The 17,593-nt window shown below is 63.9% G+C and carries 14 protein-coding genes and 2 tRNA genes; all 16 read left to right on the top strand.

Annotation, left to right across the window (positions count from 1 at the left end; translation table 11 throughout):
* Window positions 1–92 precede the first annotated feature (92 nt).
* Entirely contained in the window at window positions 93–2,321 is a 2,229-nt protein-coding gene (locus tag AC2T4A_RS06925) for an AsmA family protein (protein WP_486742965.1), read from the top strand.
* Window positions 2,318–3,385 (top strand): A/G-specific adenine glycosylase, encoded by a 1,068-nt coding sequence (mutY, locus tag AC2T4A_RS06920; protein ID WP_416749086.1) that lies wholly within the window; start codon window positions 2,318–2,320, stop codon window positions 3,383–3,385. The genes AC2T4A_RS06925 and mutY overlap by 4 nt, the downstream gene beginning before the upstream one ends.
* On the top strand, window positions 3,382–3,654 hold the full coding sequence (locus AC2T4A_RS06915) for an oxidative damage protection protein (protein WP_015479334.1): 273 nt from the start codon (window positions 3,382–3,384) through the stop codon (window positions 3,652–3,654). The genes mutY and AC2T4A_RS06915 overlap by 4 nt, the downstream gene beginning before the upstream one ends.
* A 78-nt stretch (window positions 3,655–3,732) precedes the next feature.
* A tRNA-Phe gene (locus AC2T4A_RS06910) sits at window positions 3,733–3,808 on the top strand.
* A gap of 240 nt (window positions 3,809–4,048) precedes the next feature.
* Window positions 4,049–6,379, top strand: coding sequence for an LTA synthase family protein (locus tag AC2T4A_RS06905; RefSeq protein WP_486742964.1), 2,331 nt, complete (start codon window positions 4,049–4,051; stop codon window positions 6,377–6,379).
* 289 nt (window positions 6,380–6,668) lie between these two features.
* The gene (locus AC2T4A_RS06900; protein WP_192433090.1) at window positions 6,669–7,442 is read left to right on the top strand and encodes an ABC transporter ATP-binding protein; all 774 of its coding nucleotides are present in this window, start codon (window positions 6,669–6,671) and stop codon (window positions 7,440–7,442) included.
* Window positions 7,443–7,456: 14 nt separating this feature from the next.
* A complete protein-coding gene (locus tag AC2T4A_RS06895) occupies window positions 7,457–8,209 on the top strand; it encodes an ABC transporter substrate-binding protein (protein WP_138523706.1) in 753 nt (250 codons plus the stop codon).
* A 56-nt stretch (window positions 8,210–8,265) separates the two neighbouring features.
* Entirely contained in the window at window positions 8,266–8,961 is a 696-nt protein-coding gene (locus AC2T4A_RS06890) for an ABC transporter permease (protein ID WP_416749068.1), read from the top strand.
* The gene (locus AC2T4A_RS06885) at window positions 8,958–9,650 is read left to right on the top strand and encodes an ABC transporter permease (RefSeq protein ID WP_416749066.1); all 693 of its coding nucleotides are present in this window, start codon (window positions 8,958–8,960) and stop codon (window positions 9,648–9,650) included. The genes AC2T4A_RS06890 and AC2T4A_RS06885 overlap by 4 nt, the downstream gene beginning before the upstream one ends.
* Before the next feature lie 66 nt (window positions 9,651–9,716).
* Window positions 9,717–10,937 carry a methyltransferase gene (locus tag AC2T4A_RS06880; protein WP_478377736.1) on the top strand — a complete coding sequence of 407 codons (1,221 nt, stop codon included), beginning with the start codon at window positions 9,717–9,719 and terminating at the stop codon, window positions 10,935–10,937.
* Window positions 10,938–11,326: 389 nt separating this feature from the next.
* Window positions 11,327–11,800, top strand: a complete 474-nt coding sequence (locus AC2T4A_RS06875) for a MarR family winged helix-turn-helix transcriptional regulator (protein ID WP_416749062.1) — start codon at window positions 11,327–11,329, stop codon at window positions 11,798–11,800.
* Window positions 11,797–13,284 (top strand): efflux transporter outer membrane subunit, encoded by a 1,488-nt coding sequence (locus AC2T4A_RS06870; RefSeq protein ID WP_486742963.1) that lies wholly within the window; start codon window positions 11,797–11,799, stop codon window positions 13,282–13,284. The genes AC2T4A_RS06875 and AC2T4A_RS06870 overlap by 4 nt, the downstream gene beginning before the upstream one ends.
* A 14-nt stretch (window positions 13,285–13,298) precedes the next feature.
* Complete coding sequence (locus AC2T4A_RS06865; RefSeq protein WP_486742962.1) at window positions 13,299–14,483, top strand: EmrA/EmrK family multidrug efflux transporter periplasmic adaptor subunit; 1,185 nt, start codon at window positions 13,299–13,301, stop codon at window positions 14,481–14,483.
* Window positions 14,484–14,496: 13 nt separating this feature from the next.
* A complete protein-coding gene (locus AC2T4A_RS06860) occupies window positions 14,497–16,035 on the top strand; it encodes a DHA2 family efflux MFS transporter permease subunit (RefSeq protein WP_486742961.1) in 1,539 nt (512 codons plus the stop codon).
* Between the two features lie 153 nt (window positions 16,036–16,188).
* Window positions 16,189–17,202, top strand: coding sequence for a UDP-glucose 4-epimerase GalE (gene galE, locus AC2T4A_RS06855; protein WP_478377732.1), 1,014 nt, complete (start codon window positions 16,189–16,191; stop codon window positions 17,200–17,202).
* A gap of 216 nt (window positions 17,203–17,418) precedes the next feature.
* Window positions 17,419–17,494, top strand: a tRNA-Thr gene (locus tag AC2T4A_RS06850).
* Window positions 17,495–17,593: the final 99 nt, after the last annotated feature.

The raw sequence follows: 17,593 nt of genomic DNA, 5'->3' as shown, positions 1-17,593 counted from the left end.
GCACGTGCGCTCGCCTTCGCGGGCTGGGGCGCCGCTGCGTCATTGGTATACTTCCCCGCTATTCCACCCGCCGCCTGAACAAGGATCCGTCCATGAAAGCGTTCGGCAAAATCATCGGCATCATTGCCCTGGTCCTGCTGCTGCTCATCGTCGCCGCCGGCTTCGTGCTGACCCACTTCTTCGACCCGAACGACTACAAGGACGAGATCCGCCAGCTCGCCCGGGAAAAGGCCAATCTCGAGCTGAACCTCAAGGGCGATATCGGCTGGAGTCTGTTCCCCTGGCTGGGCCTGGAGCTGCACGACACCAGCGTGGCGAGCCTGCAGGTGCCGGACAAGCCGTTCGCCGACGCGCAACTGCTGGCCATGTCCGTGCGCGTGCTGCCGCTGCTGCGCAAGGAAGTGCAGATGAGCGACATCCGCGTCGAAGGCCTGACCTTGTCCCTGAACAAGGACAAGAACGGCGTCGGCAACTGGGAGAGCATCGGCAAGCCCCTTCAGCCCGCCAATGGAACGCCGCCCGCCGCGCAACCGGCGCCTGCGCCGAGCGCTCAGGCCAAGGCCGACGCGCAGCAGTCCCACCAGGCCATGAAGCTGGACATCGATAGCCTGAGCGTGAAGAACGCCCGCATCGACTACGCCGACGCCCAGAGCGGCAAGAACTACAGCGTCGAAGGCATCGAGCTCACTACCGGCGCCATCCGCGAAGGCAGCAACATCCCGATCAAGCTCAACGCCTACCTGGGCAGCAACCAGCCGGTGATCCGCGCCCGCACCGAGTTGACCGGCAACCTGCGCTTCGACCGCGCGCTCAAGCGCTACCAGCTCGAAGACGCCAAGCTCTCCGGCGAAGTTTCCGGCGACCAGTTCCAGGGCAAGACCGCCAACTACAGCGCCCAGGGCCAGCTGGTACTCGACCAGGCAGCCCAGGTTGCCGAGTGGAATGGCCTGAAGGTCACCGTCAATCAACTGCGCGCCCTCGGCGAAATCAAGGCCCGCGAGCTGGACAAGGAACCCAAGTTCGATGGCGGCCTGTCGCTGGCACCGTTCAACCTGCGTGAATTCCTCGAAGGCATCGGCCAGACGTTGCCGGAAATGGCCGACGCCACCACCCTGACCAGGCTGGAGCTGGCCACCCGCGTCAGCGGCACCCGCAACAGCCTGACCTTGAACGACATCAAGCTGAAGCTGGACGACAGCACCTTCAGCGGCAACCTTGGGATCGCCGACTTCAGCAAACAGGCGATTCGCGCCCAACTGGCCGGCGACAAGCTGAACCTGGACCGCTACCTGCCGGCCAAGGTCAAGAAAGCCCAGGAAGCCAGCAACAGCGCGCGCAAGGCAGAAGTCGCCAGCACCGAGCAGAACGCCATTCAGGGCGATACCCCGCTGCCCAGCCAGCCGACCCAGCAGGCGTGGAGCGACACCCCGCTGCTGCCCATCGCCCGACTGCGCACGCTGGACCTGGACGCCGGCTTGAACCTCGGTCAACTGACCCTGGACAAGCTACCCATCGACAATGCCGTGCTCAAGCTGCGTGGCCAGGGCGGCCTGCTCAACCTCGATGATCTGCGCGGCGAGCTCTACGACGGCAAGTTCAACGCCTCTGCCACGCTCGACGTGCGTCAGGACGTACCGACCCTGCAGGCGAAGAAACACATCGCCGACGTACCGGTGGAGCGCCTGCTCGAATCCCAGGGCGAGAAACCACCGGTGAAGGGCCTGCTGGACCTCGACGCCGACATCACCACCCAGGGCAACAGCCAAAAGGCCTGGATCGACAACCTCAACGGCACCGCGCGCTTCGTCCTGACCCAGGGCGTGCTGCTCAATGCCAACCTGGAACAGCAGCTGTGCCAGGGCATCGCCACGCTCAACCGCAAGTCGCTGACCGCCGAGCATGGCGGCAAGGACACGCCGTTCCGCGAGCTGCAGGGTAACCTGACCTTCCGCAACGGCGTGGCCAGCAACCCGGACCTCAAGGCCAGCATTCCCGGCCTGACCGTCAAGGCCGACGGCGACATCGACCTGCGCGTGCTGGGCATGGACTACCGCGTCGGCGTGACCATCGAAGGCGACAAGAGCGACATGCCCGACCCGGCCTGTGAAGTGAACAAGCGCTATGTCGGCATCGAATGGCCGCTGCGCTGCCGCGGCCCGCTGGAACTGGGCGCCAAGGCCTGCCGCCTGGACAAGGACGGGATCGGCAAGATCGCCGCACGGTTGGCCGGGGACCGGCTGAACCAGAAACTTGAAGAGAAGCTCGGCGACAAGGTCAGTCCCGAACTCAAAGACGCACTCAAAGGGCTGTTCAAGAAGTGACCCCACAAAGCTTCAATTCAGCCGTGCTCGACTGGTTCGACAGCCACGGCCGCCATGACCTGCCCTGGCAGCAGAACATCACGCCCTACCGGGTGTGGGTCTCGGAAATCATGCTGCAGCAGACGCAGGTCAGCACCGTGATGGGCTACTACGACCGCTTCATGGCGGCGCTGCCGACGGTGGCTGACCTCGCCAACGCGCCGGAAGACGAAGTGCTGCACCTATGGACGGGCCTGGGCTACTACACTCGCGCCCGCAACCTGCACAAGACCGCGAAGACAGTGATGGAGCAGCACGGCGGAGAATTCCCTCGCGACGTCGAACAGCTCGCCGAGCTGCCCGGCATCGGCCGCTCCACCGCCGGCGCCATCGCCAGCATCTCCATGGGCCTGCGCGCGCCAATCCTCGACGGCAACGTCAAACGTGTGCTCGCTCGCTACATCGCCTGCGACGGCTATCCGGGCGAGCCCAGGGTGGCAAAGCAGTTGTGGGAGGTCGCCGAGCGCTTTACGCCGCACGAACGGGTCAACCACTACACCCAGGCGATGATGGACCTGGGCGCCACGCTCTGCACCCGCAGCAAGCCGAGCTGCCTGCTCTGCCCGCTGCGCGAGGGCTGTCGCGCGCACTTCCTCGGCCGCGAGACCGATTTCCCGGTCTCCAAGCCGCGCAAGGCGCTGCCGCAGAAACGCACGCTGATGCCGATACTGGCGAACCGCGAGGGCGACATCCTGCTCTATCGCCGTCCGTCGACCGGCCTCTGGGGCGGCCTGTGGAGCTTCCCCGAATTGGACGACCTGGCCGCCCTCGACCCGCTGGCCCAGCGCCACGCGCTGCGCCTGGGCGAGCGTCGCGAGTTGCCCGGCCTGACCCACACCTTCAGTCACTTCCAACTGGCCATCGAGCCCTGGCTGGTGCGCGTCGAGGACGCAGCCCCCGCCGTGGCCGAGGCCGACTGGCTCTGGTATAACCTCGCCACCCCGCCGCGGCTCGGCCTTGCCGCCCCGGTGAAGAAGCTGCTCAAACGAGCCGCCGACGTGTTGAATGCAGGAGAAATGTCATGACCCGACTGGTGATGTGCCGCAAATACAAAGAAGAGCTGCCCGGCCTCGATCGCGCACCCTATCCCGGAGCCAAGGGCCAGGACATCTACGAGCACGTCTCGAAGAAAGCCTGGGACGAATGGCAGAAGCACCAGACCATGCTGATCAACGAGCGTCGCCTGAACATGATGAATGCCGAGGATCGCAAGTTCCTCACCGCCGAGATGGACAAGTTCCTGTCCGGCGAGGAATACGCGCAGGCCGAGGGCTACGTCCCGCCCAGCGCGTAAGCTTCGGTATTATTTGAAAAATTTTTTCGCGGCACGCTTGACACCCCTTCCGAAAACCCTTTTAATGCGCGCCACGTTGCCCAGGTAGCTCAGTTGGTAGAGCAGGGGATTGAAAATCCCCGTGTCGGCGGTTCGATTCCGTCCCTGGGCACCAAGCCTTCCGAAAGCCCCTGAAATCGCGAGATTTCAGGGGCTTTTTCGTTTCCGCCCGCGCAAGTCAGCACAAGTCACTCCCCCGCCCCGGGCCGCTCGCACGATTCGTGTCGAATGTTTGCCGAACTACAGTGTCTACTGGCACATAGCACATCGATCTTTCAGAATCATGACCATCCGGACGATTCTCTCAGTTCAGTGAGATACCCTCCGGGATTCGATGTTTCGTAGCGGAGTCACTGTGCGCAAACTCATAAGCTGGTGGAATTCCCGGGGCAACCTGGTTTCCCTGTCTGCCCTCTTCCTGCTGGTGCCGGTAATCGGCCGCTATAGCCTTGGCTGGGGCTCCCCGCTGGGCTACCTGTCGGACCTCGCGCTCGGCACGCTGCTGGTCGTTGTGTTGCACAACCGACGGCTGTTCATCGCCATCCCGGTGATGCTGGTCTGGGCGCTGTCGGTGATCGGCACCGCCGAGCTGGTCAGCGCCGTGGGCCGCATGCCCGCGCCGGAAGACCTGCACTTCCTCGCCGACCCGACCTTCGTCGCCAACTCTACCGAGGGCGGCGGTCTCAACCACCTGCACCTGGCGATCCTGATCGGTGCCGGCATCCTGCTTTGCGCCCTGCTCTGGCGCCGCCGCGAGAAGGCACTGCCGCGCTATGCCTATGCCGTGCCCGCCGCGCTGCTGGCCGCCCACGCTGGCGTGCAGTACTTCCAGCCCAGCGACGCGGAGATGTGGAAGCAGTTCAACCTGCCGCACCAGCTCGCCTCCCGCGCCGTCACCAGTGGCGAGATGGCCTACCAGGACTGGCGCGACCGCGACCTGCCGGAAGTCCGCCCGGACGTCACCGGTCTGACCCAGCACGACCTCAACGGCACCCCGCTGCTGGCCGGCCGCGGCCAGGCGAAGAACGTCCTGATCATCGCCATGGAAGGTATCCCCGGCGCCTATGTCGCCACCAACCGCGCCGCGCTGAGCAGCAGCTACGAAGAATCGATGATGCCGCGCCTGAGCACCTGGGCCGAGCGCGCCATGACCACGCCGGACTACGTGGTGCACAGCCACCAGACCATTCGCGGCCTCTACGCCATGCTCTGCGGCGACTACAGCAAGCTGGACAACGGCACGCCCAAGGGCGTCGAACTGTTGGGCAACCCGACCCGCGCTGCGGAATGCCTGCCGGCGCAGATGCACCAGGCCGGCTTCAGCACCCACTTCCTGCAAGGCGCCGGGCTGCGCTTCATGGCCAAGGACAAGGTCATGCCGGCCATGGGCTTCGACAAGACCCTGGGCCGCGACTGGTTCAAGAAGAGGCCCTACCTGGAGTTCGCCTGGGGCATGGACGACAAGGCCTTCTTCGAAGGCGCACTGGACTACGTCGGCCAACTGCGCCAGAAGAAGCAGCCGTGGATGCTCACCCTGCTCACCGTTGGCACCCACCAGCCGTATTCGGCAACGCCGGAATACCTGGCCAAGTACCCGACACCGCGCCAGGCGGCGGTCGCCTACCTGGACGACGCCGTCGATGCCTTCCTCAAGGGCCTGGAAGAAAAAGGCGTGCTCAAGGACACCCTGGTGATCGTCACCTCCGATGAGTCCCACGGCATCGATAACGTGCGTCTTGCCTCGGCCTGGGGCCTGAACCTGATCCTTGCACCGGAACAGGCCGCGCTGCCGCCGGTCAAGGCCGGCGTCTACGGCCATGTCGACCTGGAGTCCTCGGTGCTCGACTACTTCGCCATCAAGGCCCCGCAGGATATCGCCGGCCGCTCGCTGTTCCGCGAATACAGCGCAGGCCGCGAGATGGTGTCGTTCACCAACGGCATGCAGCGTTATCACGACGGCAAGGGCAACTTCACCGAGTGCGACTTCCAGCAGGTCTGCCGGCGCTACCAGAGTGACGGCTTCATCGCCGACAGCGCCAAGTTCGTCGGGCGCTACAGTGGCCGCGATGCTCGCCTGATGACCGCCCGCGCGGACATCCTCGACCAGTCGGTGACCAAGGCGCAGTCGGCCCGCGAATACCAGTTCGCGACCAAGGAACGCATCCGCCTGAAGCCGCAGATCGACAACGAGTACACCGACAACCTGATCGGCGCGCAGTACCTGGAGTTTCCGGCCAATACCCATACAACGGTGCGCCTGAAGATCCGTGCGATCCAAATGGACGCCAATGGGGCGAAAGTGACGCTCAAGACGCGCTCGTTCGAAAAGCCGGTACCCATCCAGATGCCGGAATTCCCGCTGGTCAAACGCAACCAGCCGCTGGAAGTGACCTTTGGTTTCGACAACGAGGAAGCGCGCAAGGCGTTCTCTTTCCACCTGCTCGCCGAAGGCAAGGGCATCATCGAGATCACCGACTTCCACGTGCTGACTCAGCCGCGCAAATCCTCGATCAATGCGACCGAGGCTGGCGGCACGGGCCTGGCGGACGCCAAGCCCCTGCCGATCCCGCGCCTGTCCGGGCATCCGAACCTGATGGCCAGCCAGCCGCCCGAGTCCCAGGACGACATCACACCCGCCGAAGCGATCGAAGACCCCAGCCCGCAGCTACGGCAGATGATGCAGTAACCCGAACCGGCGGCCCCAGAGGCCGCCGGACTTTTACTGGCCGGTCTAAACTGGCACTATCCCGCCCCCGCCCCCGCGCCATCAGCCGACGCCCCGATCCGGCGCGGCTAGTTCAGCCCAGGCGACAACGCCGAGCGGCAATGCGACAACTTGCCACTGCAGCCGACGACCGCGGCCGATGGGCGCTTGGCGCACTCCGGAGTGCGTGTTAGGTTGCCCTCGCCAGGATGGCCCCGATTCTGCAGTGACCTGCTGCGAAAGCGTCCGAATAACAATAGAGGAGCCCCCAATGGCCACGGCCATACCCGCACTGGAAATCCGTAACCTGCACAAGCGTTACGGTGACCTGGAAGTGCTCAAAGGCATTTCCCTGACCGCCCGCGACGGCGATGTGATTTCCATTCTCGGCTCCTCCGGTTCCGGTAAATCCACGTTCCTGCGCTGCATCAACCTGCTGGAGAACCCGCACCAGGGCCAGATCCTGGTCGCCGGTGAAGAGCTCAAGCTGAAGAAAACCAAGGACGGCTCGCTGGTCGCCTCGGATAACAAGCAGATCAACCGTCTGCGCAGCGAACTGGGCTTCGTCTTCCAGAACTTCAATCTCTGGCCGCACATGAGCATCCTCGACAACATCATCGAGGCGCCGCGCCGTGTGCTGGGCAAGACCCGCGCTGAAGCCACCGAGATCGCCGAGGCCCTGCTGGCCAAGGTCGGCATCTCCGACAAGCGCCACAGCTTCCCCGCGCAGCTTTCCGGTGGTCAGCAGCAACGCGCCGCCATCGCCCGCACCCTGGCGATGCAGCCCAAGGTCATCCTCTTCGACGAGCCGACTTCGGCACTGGACCCGGAAATGGTCCAGGAAGTGCTTAACGTTATCCGCGCGCTCGCCGATGAGGGTCGCACCATGCTGCTGGTGACCCATGAAATGAACTTTGCCCGCCAGGTCTCCAGCGAGGTGGTGTTCCTCCACCAGGGCCTGGTAGAAGAGCAGGGACCGCCGCAGCAGGTATTTGACAACCCGCAATCGGCACGCTGTAAACAATTCATGTCCAGCCACCGCTAACGGAGCATCACTGCATGAACAACTATAAGAAGATCGTTCTGGCTATCGCGGCCACCTTCGCACTGGGGAGCCAGGCCATCGCCGCAGACAAACTGCGCATCGGTACCGAAGGCGCCTACCCGCCCTTCAACGGCATCGACGCCAGCGGCCAGGTCGTCGGTTTCGATATCGAAATCGGCAAGGCGCTGTGCGCCAAGATGAAGACCGAGTGCGACGTCGTCACCTCCGACTGGGACGGCATCATCCCGGCCCTGAACGCCAAGAAGTTCGACTTCATCGTCGCGTCCATGTCGATCACCGACGAACGCAAGCAGGCAGTCGACTTCACCAACCCCTACTACACCAACAAGCTGCAGTTCGTGGCGCCCAAGTCGACCGACTTCAAGACCGACAAGGGCTACCTGAAAGGCAAGGTGATCGGTGCCCAACGTGCGACCATCGCCGGTACCTGGCTCGAGGACAACATGTCCGACACCGTCACCATCAAGCTGTACGACACCCAGGAAAACGCCTACCTCGACCTGTCCTCGGGCCGCCTCGATGGCGTACTGGCCGACAAGTTCGTGCAGTACGACTGGCTGAAGAGCGACGCCGGCAAGGACTTCGAATTCAAGGGCGAGCCGGTATTCGACAACGACAAGATCGGCATCGCCGTGCGCAAGGGCGACCCGCTGCGTGACAAGCTGAACGCCGCTCTGAAGGAAATCGTCGACGACGGTACCTACAAGAAGATCAACGACAAGTACTTCCCCTTCAGCATCTACTGATGCACGTGCCGCGCCGCCCCTCGCCGGGCGGCGCGCGCCTTCAGGCGTGACTCCCCATGATTTTCGACCTGCACGGCTTTGGCGATCAGTTGATCGCCGGCACCTGGATGACGCTCAAGCTTTCGCTCGCCGCAGTCTGCGTGGGACTGATCCTCGGCCTGCTCGGCGCCGTCGCCAAGACCTCGAAGAACAGCTTCCTGCGCATGCTCGGCGGGTTCTACACCACCGTGGTGCGCGGCGTACCCGAGACGCTCTGGGTACTGATGATCTACTTCGGCACCGTGGCCGGGCTGAACGCCATCGGTGACCTGTTCGGCTATCCCGAATTCGCCCTCTCGCCCTTCGCCGCCGGCACCTGCGCGCTGGGCCTGTGCTTTGGCGCCTATGCCACTGAAGTCTTCCGTGGCGCGCTGCTGGCGATTCCCAAGGGCCACCGCGAGGCCGGTCAGGCGCTGGGCCTCTCCGCCCCGCGCATCTTCTGGCGCATCGTCCTGCCGCAGGTGTGGCGCGTGGCACTGCCGGGCCTGGGCAACCTCTATCTGATTCTTCTGAAGGACACCGCACTGGTCTCGCTCATCACCCTCGACGAGATCATGCGCAAGGCCCAGGTCGCCTCGAACGCGACCAAGGAACCCTTCACCTTCTACATGACCGCGGCCTTCATCTACCTGGGCCTGACCGTCTTCATCATGGCCGCCCTGCACGTACTTGAGCGTCGCGCCGGCCGCGGCTTCGTGAGGAACGAGCTATGACCGATCTCGAGCTAATCCTCAAATGGATGCCGAAGATGCTCCAGGGCGCCACCCTGACCCTGGAGCTGCTGGCCATCGCCGTGGTCGCCGGCTTGTGCCTGGCCGTACCATTGGGTATCGCCCGCGCCTCACGACACTGGTATGTGCGCGCAGTGCCCTACGCCTACATTTTCTTCTTCCGTGGCACGCCGCTGCTGCTGCAGCTGTTCATCGTCTACTACGGTTTTGCCCAGTTCGAGAGTGTGCGCAAGGGGCCGCTCTGGCCGTACCTGCGCGATCCCTACTGGTGCGCGCTGCTGACCATGACACTGCACACCGCGGCCTACATTGCCGAGATCCTGCGCGGGGCGATCCACGCCATCCCGGTGGGTGAAGTGGAGGCGGCCCGCGCGCTGGGCATGTCCCGCCGCCAGGCACTGTTCCACATCATCCTGCCGCGCGCTGCGCGCATCGCCATGCCGGCCTACAGCAACGAGGTAATCCTCATGCTCAAGGCCAGCGCCGTGGTCTACACCGTGACCCTGTTCGACATCATGGGCATGACCCGCACCATCATCGCACGCACCTACGAGGCCATGCTGTTCTTCTGCCTCGCCGGGGTGTTCTACCTGGTCATCACCCTGTTGCTGACCCGCATCTTCCGGCTGCTGGAACACTGGCTGAAGGTGGACTCCATGCAAGGCCGCTGACCGGCGCGCCGCTCGCCCACGGGGCCGCTATAATGCGCGCCCCGTGGCTTTCTCCCGCTTCGCATCGTGCTCCCGAACGACACTCCCCTGACCGGCTCCGATCTGCTCCAGCGCTTCCAGGCACTGGACGGCTTTCTACTGGAACATCAGGCGCTATGGCGGCCGAAACCCTTCACGGCGCTGGAGCTGCCCTGGGAGCGCGACCACCCTGAACTGGCCACTTGGCTACGCAGCCGCAGCCTCGAAGACGCCGAAGCAATGCACAACGCGCCCGAGCAACTCGGTGCCCCTGCGCCGTTCCCCGCACTCGCCTCCACGGCCGCACGACTGGCAGCCGTCGGCGAACTCCCGGCAAGACCTCTGGGCAAACTGCCGAACCTGCTGACCGTCGATGTTCCCGGCCGCAAGTGGCAGCAGATCGAAGCCTTTGCCAGCCGCCTGGAGTTCGCAGAAGCGCCGCAACAGTGGCTCGACTGGTGTGCCGGCAAGGGTCATCTCGGCCGCCTGCTGGCCCGCGATGGCAAGCCACTGCTGAGCCTGGAGTTCGACAACACCCTGGTGGAGGAAGGTCAACGCCTGAGCGACCGACTTCAACTTCGCGCCCAACATCGCCAGCAGGACGTACTTGCGCCGGACGTACACGAGCATTTGCAGGCCGGCCACACCGCCCTCGCCCTGCACGCCTGCGGCGATCTGCACGTGCGCCTGCTGCAGCTCGCCAGCGCCCATGGCTGTCGCCAACTGGCAGTGGCGCCCTGCTGCTATAACCGTATCGATAGCGAGCACTACCAGCCGCTTTCGCACGCCGCGCAAAGTTCTGCCCTGGTGCTCTCCCGGGACGACCTGCGCCTGCCATTGGCAGAAACCGTGACCGCCGGTGCGCGGGTGCGGCGCCAGCGCGACGGCTCGATGGCGCGGCGGTTGGCGTTCGATCTGCTGCAACGGCAGATCCGTGGCAGTGCCGACTACCTGCCCACCCCCTCCGTATCGCCGACCTGGCTGGACAAGCCCTTTGCCGACTATTGCCGCGCCCTCGCCGCACTCAAAGGGCTAAACCTGCCCGCCGAGTTGGACTGGCAAGCACTGGAAGTACGGGGTTGGCAGCGCCTGGCGCAAGTCCGCAACCTGGAACTGGTGCGCGGACTGTTCCGCCGCCCCATGGAGCTCTGGTTGCTGCTGGACCGCGCGTTATTCCTTGAGGAGCAGGGCTATCGCACCACCCTGGGCGCCTTCTGCGCCCCCCGAATGACCCCGAGAAACCTGCTGCTACTGGCCGAACGCACCTGAGACGGGCGTTCCAGAGCTTCACCCACAGGACCTGTGGATAACTCTGTTCGTAACCCTGGAAAAACACCCCCTTCCTTACCGCCCAGACCGCCTCGCTGCGATCTGGTCATTTTCTGTACATATAAATTTAATCCTTTAAAAACAGAAACTTACGCAAATAAGTGATTGCTATCACATCTCATATGCGATTTGCGCCCTAAAGCTTCGGCCGTTGTGCATAAAGCACCGCCAAGGTCGTAGGAAATCAGCCATACCTGTTGTTATTCCCGATCCAATGGCGCTTCGTCGAACGGATTGTTGCGCAATCGCGACAATCGAACCTTGTCAATCGCTGCCTAGGCAGTATCATTTCGAAACATTTCACTGCCTAAGCAGCTATCTGTTTTGACATGAATCACTACGACGTCGCGGATTTTCCATTCAAAGGCTCCATCGGCCAGTTGCTGGGCGCCACCGCCATCCTCAAGGATCGCCTGCTGGACAAGCACCTGGCGCACCTGGACATCACTGCCGCGCAGTTCAAGGTGCTGTTCTTCATCGGTAACGACCGCGCCAACACCCCGGCCGAGCTGTGCCGTGAACTGTCCATCGACAGCGGCTCCATGACGCGCATGCTCGACCGCCTCGCGCGCAAGGATCTGCTGGTCCGCGAACCCTGCCAGAACGACCGCCGCAGTGTGCGTCTGAGCCTCAGTAGCGCCGGGCAGGCGGTAAACGACGAAGCACCACGCATCGCCGCTGCCGCCATGAACGAGCTGGTCGGCGGCCTCTCCCGCGACGAACTGCAGACCCTCACCGGCCTGCTCGACAAGATCCTGCGCGCCCACGGCGCCGCCGCCCATTGCGCGGCGCAGGAGAAATGAACATGAACCACCTGCGCCTCGCCCTGCTGCCGGCCGCCGTGTTCGCCGCTCTGCTGGGCGTGTCCGGTTGCGTCAGCTACTCCGGGCTCACCACCAGCGGCAAGGCCGTCGATCCCGCCGCCCTGAAGGCCGGCGTCAGCCTTGACGGCGCGCCCCTGTCGCCCGCCGCCTGGCCCAGCGAGCACTGGTGGAGCAGCCTGGGCGACCCGCAACTGGACAGCCTGATCAGCGAAGCCCTGCAAGGCACGCCTGACCTGGAAATCGCCAGCGCCCGCGCACGCCAGGCCACCGCCGCCGCCCAAGCGCAGGACGCCGAGCGCATGCCCAGCGTGAAAGGCACCGCCAGCTACGCCGGCATCCGCGCACCGGAAAGCGTCCTGCCGGCACCGACGGGCGGCCGCTATTCGGCGGTGAAATACCTGTCGATGAGTTTCAGCTACGACCTCGACCTCTGGGGCGGCCAGCGCGACGCCTGGGAAGCCGCCCTCGGCCAGGCCAACGCTGCTGAAGTCGACCGCCAGGCTGCATCGATCACACTCTCCACCAACGTCGCCCGCGCCTACAGCGAACTGGCCCACGCCTTTGTCGCCCGTGACCTGGCACGCGACGAACTGGACCGCTCGCAGCATCTCTTCCAGCTCAGCCAGAAGCGAATGGACGCCGGCCTGGACAGCAAGGTTCAGCTGCAACAAACGCAAACCCAGGTCGCCAGCGCCAAGCAGCAATTGGCGGCGGCGGAACAGGACATCGCCAGCGACCGCATCGCCCTCGCCGTTCTGCTCGGCCAGGGCCCGGACCGGGGCCAGGAGCTGCAACGCCCGCAGGTGCTCAAGCCGGGCGCGCTGGGCCTGCCGTCAAACCTGCCGGCCGAACTGCTGGGCCGTCGCCCGGACATCGTCGCCGCGCGCTGGCGAGTCGAGGCGGCGTCGAAAAGCATCGATTCAGCGAAGACCGAGTTCTATCCCAACGTGAACCTGGGTGCGATGGTCGGCTTGGCTGCGATGCACACCAGCGACGTGCTGAAGGCGCCGAGCCGATTCTTCCAGGTCGCCCCGGCGATCTCCCTGCCGATCTTCGACGGCGGCCGCCTGCGCGCCAACCTTGCGGGCAAGGATGCCGACTACGACCTGGCCGTCGCCCAGTACAACAAGACCCTGGTCAACGCCCTCGGCGAGGTCACCGATGACCTTGGCAAGCTCCGCTCGCTGGAGCAGCAGATCGACGACCAGCGCGATGCCCGTGACATCGCCAAATCCAACTTCGACCTGGCCATGCGCCGCTACGGCGAAGGCGTCGGCAACTACCTCGACGCCCTCAGCGTGCAGCAACAACTGCTCATCGCCGAGCGCCAACTGGCCAGCCTGGACGCCCAGCGCATAGACCTCTCGGTGCAACTGATCCAGGCCCTGGGCGGTGGCTACCAGCCCGACACCAATTCCACTCCCGCCCCGCTCGCCCAGGCGAACGTGGCCGCCGCGCACTGAACGAGGCACCCGACATGAGCACCGCTACGCAAGAAACCCCCACCAGCAATCCCAAGCGCAAGCGCTGGCTGCTGATCCTGCTCGCCGTCGTCATCCTGGCCGGCCTCGCCAGCGTCGCCTGGGAAATCCTCTACGGCCGCTGGCACGAGGACACCGACGATGCCTACGTGAACGGCAACGTCGTGCAGATCACCCCGCAGATCACCGGCACCGTGGTCAGCATCGGCGCCGACGACGGCGACCTGGTGCACAAGGGCCAGGTGCTCGTAAAGTTTGACCCCAGCGACGCCGACATCGCCCTGCAGCAGGCTGAAGCAAACCTCGCGCGTACCGTGCGCCAGGTGCGCGGGCTGTTCAGCAACGTCGATGGCTACAAGGCCGATGTGGCCGCGAAGAAAGTCGCTCTGACCAAGGCCGAAGCCGACTTCAAGCGCCGCCAACACCTGGCCAGCGACGGGGCCATCTCCCAGGAAGAACTGGCCCACGCCCGCGACGCCCTGGACACCGCACGCAGCTCGCTGACCACCTCCGAGCAGCAACTGGACACCAACCGCGCGCTGGTCGACGACACCGTGATCGCCTCGCACCCGGACGTCAAAGCCGCCGCCGCCAAGCTGCGCCAGTCCTACCTGGACGATGCCCGCGCAGTGATCATCGCGCCGGTCACCGGCTACGTCGCCAAGCGCACCGTACAGGTTGGCCAGCGCGTGCAGCCGGGCGCCGCGCTGATGGCGGTAATCCCGCTGGACCAGGTGTGGATCGACGCCAACTTCAAGGAAACCCAGCTCAAGCACATGCGCATCGGCCAGCCAGTGGATATCCGCTCCGACCTCTACGGCAGTGAAGTGAAGTACTCCGGCACCGTCGACAGCCTCGGCGTCGGCACCGGCAGCGCCTTCTCCCTGCTGCCGGCGCAGAACGCCACCGGCAACTGGATCAAGATCGTCCAGCGCGTGCCCGTGCGCATTCGCATCAACGCCGAGGAGCTGGCGAAGAATCCGCTGCGCATCGGCCTGTCGATGGACGTCAACGTCAGCCTGCACGACCAGAGCGGCCCTGCGCTCGCCCAGCAGCCCCCGCACGAGGCGGTGTTCTCCACTGACGTGTACCAGGAGCAACTGGCCTCGGCCGACCAACTGATCGAGAAGCTGATCCAGGCCAACCTGGCCGACGCCAGCCACCGCACTGCGCAGCGCTGATCCGACCGCCGTCATGAGCCAGCCCAACAGCAGCAGTTTCAGCCCACCCAGCCTGGTCATGGCCACCATCGGCCTGTCGCTGGCGACCTTCATGCAGGTGCTGGACACCACTATCGCCAACGTCGCCCTGCCGACCATCTCCGGCAACCTCGGGGTGAGCTCCGAGCAGGGCACCTGGGTCATCACCTCCTTCGCAGTGAGCAACGCCATCGCCCTGCCGCTGACCGGCTGGCTGAGCCGCAAGGTCGGTGAGGTGAAGCTTTTCATCGCCGCCACCCTGCTCTTCGTGATCGCCTCGTTCCTTTGCGGCGTCGCGCAGCAGATGGGCATGCTGGTGGGCTTCCGCGCCATCCAGGGCTTCGTCGCCGGCCCGCTCTACCCAATCACCCAGACCCTGCTGATCTCCATCTACCCCCCGGCGAAAAGGGGGATGGCACTGGCACTGCTGGCGATGGTGACGGTGGTCGCGCCCATTGCCGGGCCGATCCTCGGCGGCTGGATCACCGACAGCTACAGCTGGCCATGGATCTTTTTCATCAACGTGCCCATCGGCCTGTTCGCCGCCATGGTGGTCTACCAACAGCTGCGCGCGCGTCCGGTGGTGATCAAGCACGCGCCCATGGATTACATGGGCCTGGCGATGCTGGTGATCGGCGTCGGCGCCCTGCAGATCGTGCTCGACAAGGGCAACGACCTGGACTGGTTCGAATCCGGCTTCATCATCGGCGGCACGGTGATCGCCGTGATCGCCCTGGCACTCTTCGTAATCTGGGAACTGACCGACAAGCACCCGATCGTCAATCTGCGACTGTTCGTACACCGCAACTTCACCGTTGGAACACTGGCGCTGGTCGGCGGCTACGCCGGCTTCTTCGGCATGAACCTGCTCCTGCCCCAGTGGCTGCAGACCCAGATGGGCTACACCGCGACCTGGGCGGGCCTGGCGGCAGCACCGATCGGCATCCTGCCGGTGTTCCTCTCGCCGCTCGTCGGCCGCTATGCGAATAATTTCGACCTGCGCCTGCTGGCAGGACTGGCTTTCCTGGCAATGGCCGCGACCTGCTTCATGCGCGCCGACTTCACCACTGAAGTCGACTATATGCACATCGCCCTGGTGCAGCTGTTCATGGGGTTGGGCGTGGCATTCTTCTTCATGCCGATACTGAGCATTCTGCTTTCGGACCTCCCGCCCGACCAGATCGCCGACGGCTCTGGTCTTGCGACCTTCCTGCGGACCCTCGCCGGCAGCTTCGCCGCATCCCTGACCACCTGGATCTGGAACCGCCGCGCCACCATGCACCACGCCTACCTGACCGAGAACCTCAGCCAGTACGACCCGGCCACCCGCGCCACCGTCGAACAGCTTGGCGGCCCCGGCCAGCACAGCGCTGCGCTGCTGGAACGCATGGTAGAGAGCCAGGCCTACATGATCTCCACCATCGACTACTTCACCCTGCTCGGCTGGCTGTTCCTCGCCATGCTGGTGGTCATCTGCCTGGCGAAGCCCCCCTTCGGCGCAAAGGCCGGCGCTGCTGCCGCGGGCGGGCATTGAGCTTCGGGGCATTTTTCCACCTCTGACGACAAAGAGTGCATTAGCCCTCGTTTCCAGACAAACTCTCTTTGCTGAGGAATGACTTGTCACAGGGAGTCGTGCGAAGGTCATGAACACCCCCTCTGGTGTCAAAATGAAATTAATGGAAGAACGATGAAAAAGGTCCTTCTGACCGGCGGAGCCGGTTACATCGGCTCGCATACCTGTGTTTCCCTACTCAACGCAGGATTTGAAGTTGTCGTTTACGACAACTTCAGCAACAGCAACCCAAATGTCATCGGCCGCATCGAAGCACTCACGGGGAAGACTGTCGCCTGCGTAAGGGGAGATATCCGCGACAAGGAGCTTCTGGAAAGGGCACTGCTGGACCAGCACTGCAATTCGGTCATCCACCTGGCTGGCCTGAAAGCCGTCGGAGAATCCACCGCCAAGCCGCTGCTGTACTTCGACAACAACGTAATAGGTACACTCCGATTGCTCGAAGCCATGGCTGAGGTTGGCATCTACAGCCTGGTATTCAGCTCCTCGGCCACGGTTTATGGTGATCCACAATACCTTCCGCTGGACGAGAATCACCCCCTTTCGGCGACCAACCCTTACGGTCGCACCAAGCTGATGATCGAGGACATACTGCGCGATCTGTATCGATCCGATCCGAAATGGCATGTATCGATACTCCGCTATTTCAATCCCGTGGGCGCACACGAAAGCGGGCAACTCGGAGAGAACCCCCTCGGAGTCCCCAACAATCTCATGCCCTTCGTCGCTCAGGTTGCCGTCGGCCGGCGCGAGGTACTGCAAGTCTGGGGGAATGACTACCCCACCCCGGATGGCACCGGTATACGTGACTACATCCATGTCATGGATCTCGCCGAGGGGCATGTCAAGGCGCTCCAGAATCTGAGCCAACCGCAATGCCTGGAGCTGAACCTCGGGACCGGGAGCGGCTACAGCGTACTGCAACTCATCGACGCATTCGGGCGAGCCGCAGGGAAAACCATCCCCTATCAGTTCGCCAATCGCCGTCCCGGTGACATTGCAGCCTGCTATGCCAACCCCGACTCCGCCAAACGGCATCTTGGCTGGGAAGCCAAGCGAGACCTGGATGCCATGTGCAGAGATGCATGGAACTGGCAACACCACAATCCTGACGGCTACGCCAGCTGACGCTCACCTCGGGCCGCATTACGCGAAGAGCGCCGATTCGTCTTCGCGCGCTCCGTGCAGAATAGGCTCTGGACAATCGCCACCGTGGCGTAACCGCTCCGCGTCAAGCCGAAAATCCCGAGCGATTGAGTGAAAGCCCTACCCCACAATCTGCATCACACTGAAAAATCTAAGGTTTACACTTCAGATCGCATCACTATAATGACGATCCTCCTTGCCGGTATAGCTCAGCTGGTAGAGCAACTGACTTGTAATCAGTAGGTCCCGGGTTCGATTCCTGGTGCCGGCACCACCCCTCCCCCCAAGGCCTGCCTCAGCGCAGGCCTTTTTTGTTCAGCGCGTCGACGACGTCCCGAACATTTGCACCGCAATCAGGTCTATTGCGAGCCTA

Source organism: Pseudomonas sp. PVC-3-1, assembly GCF_057444315.1.
The sequence above is the reverse complement of the archived record's forward strand: the minus strand, read 5'-3'. Positions and strand labels throughout refer to the sequence as shown.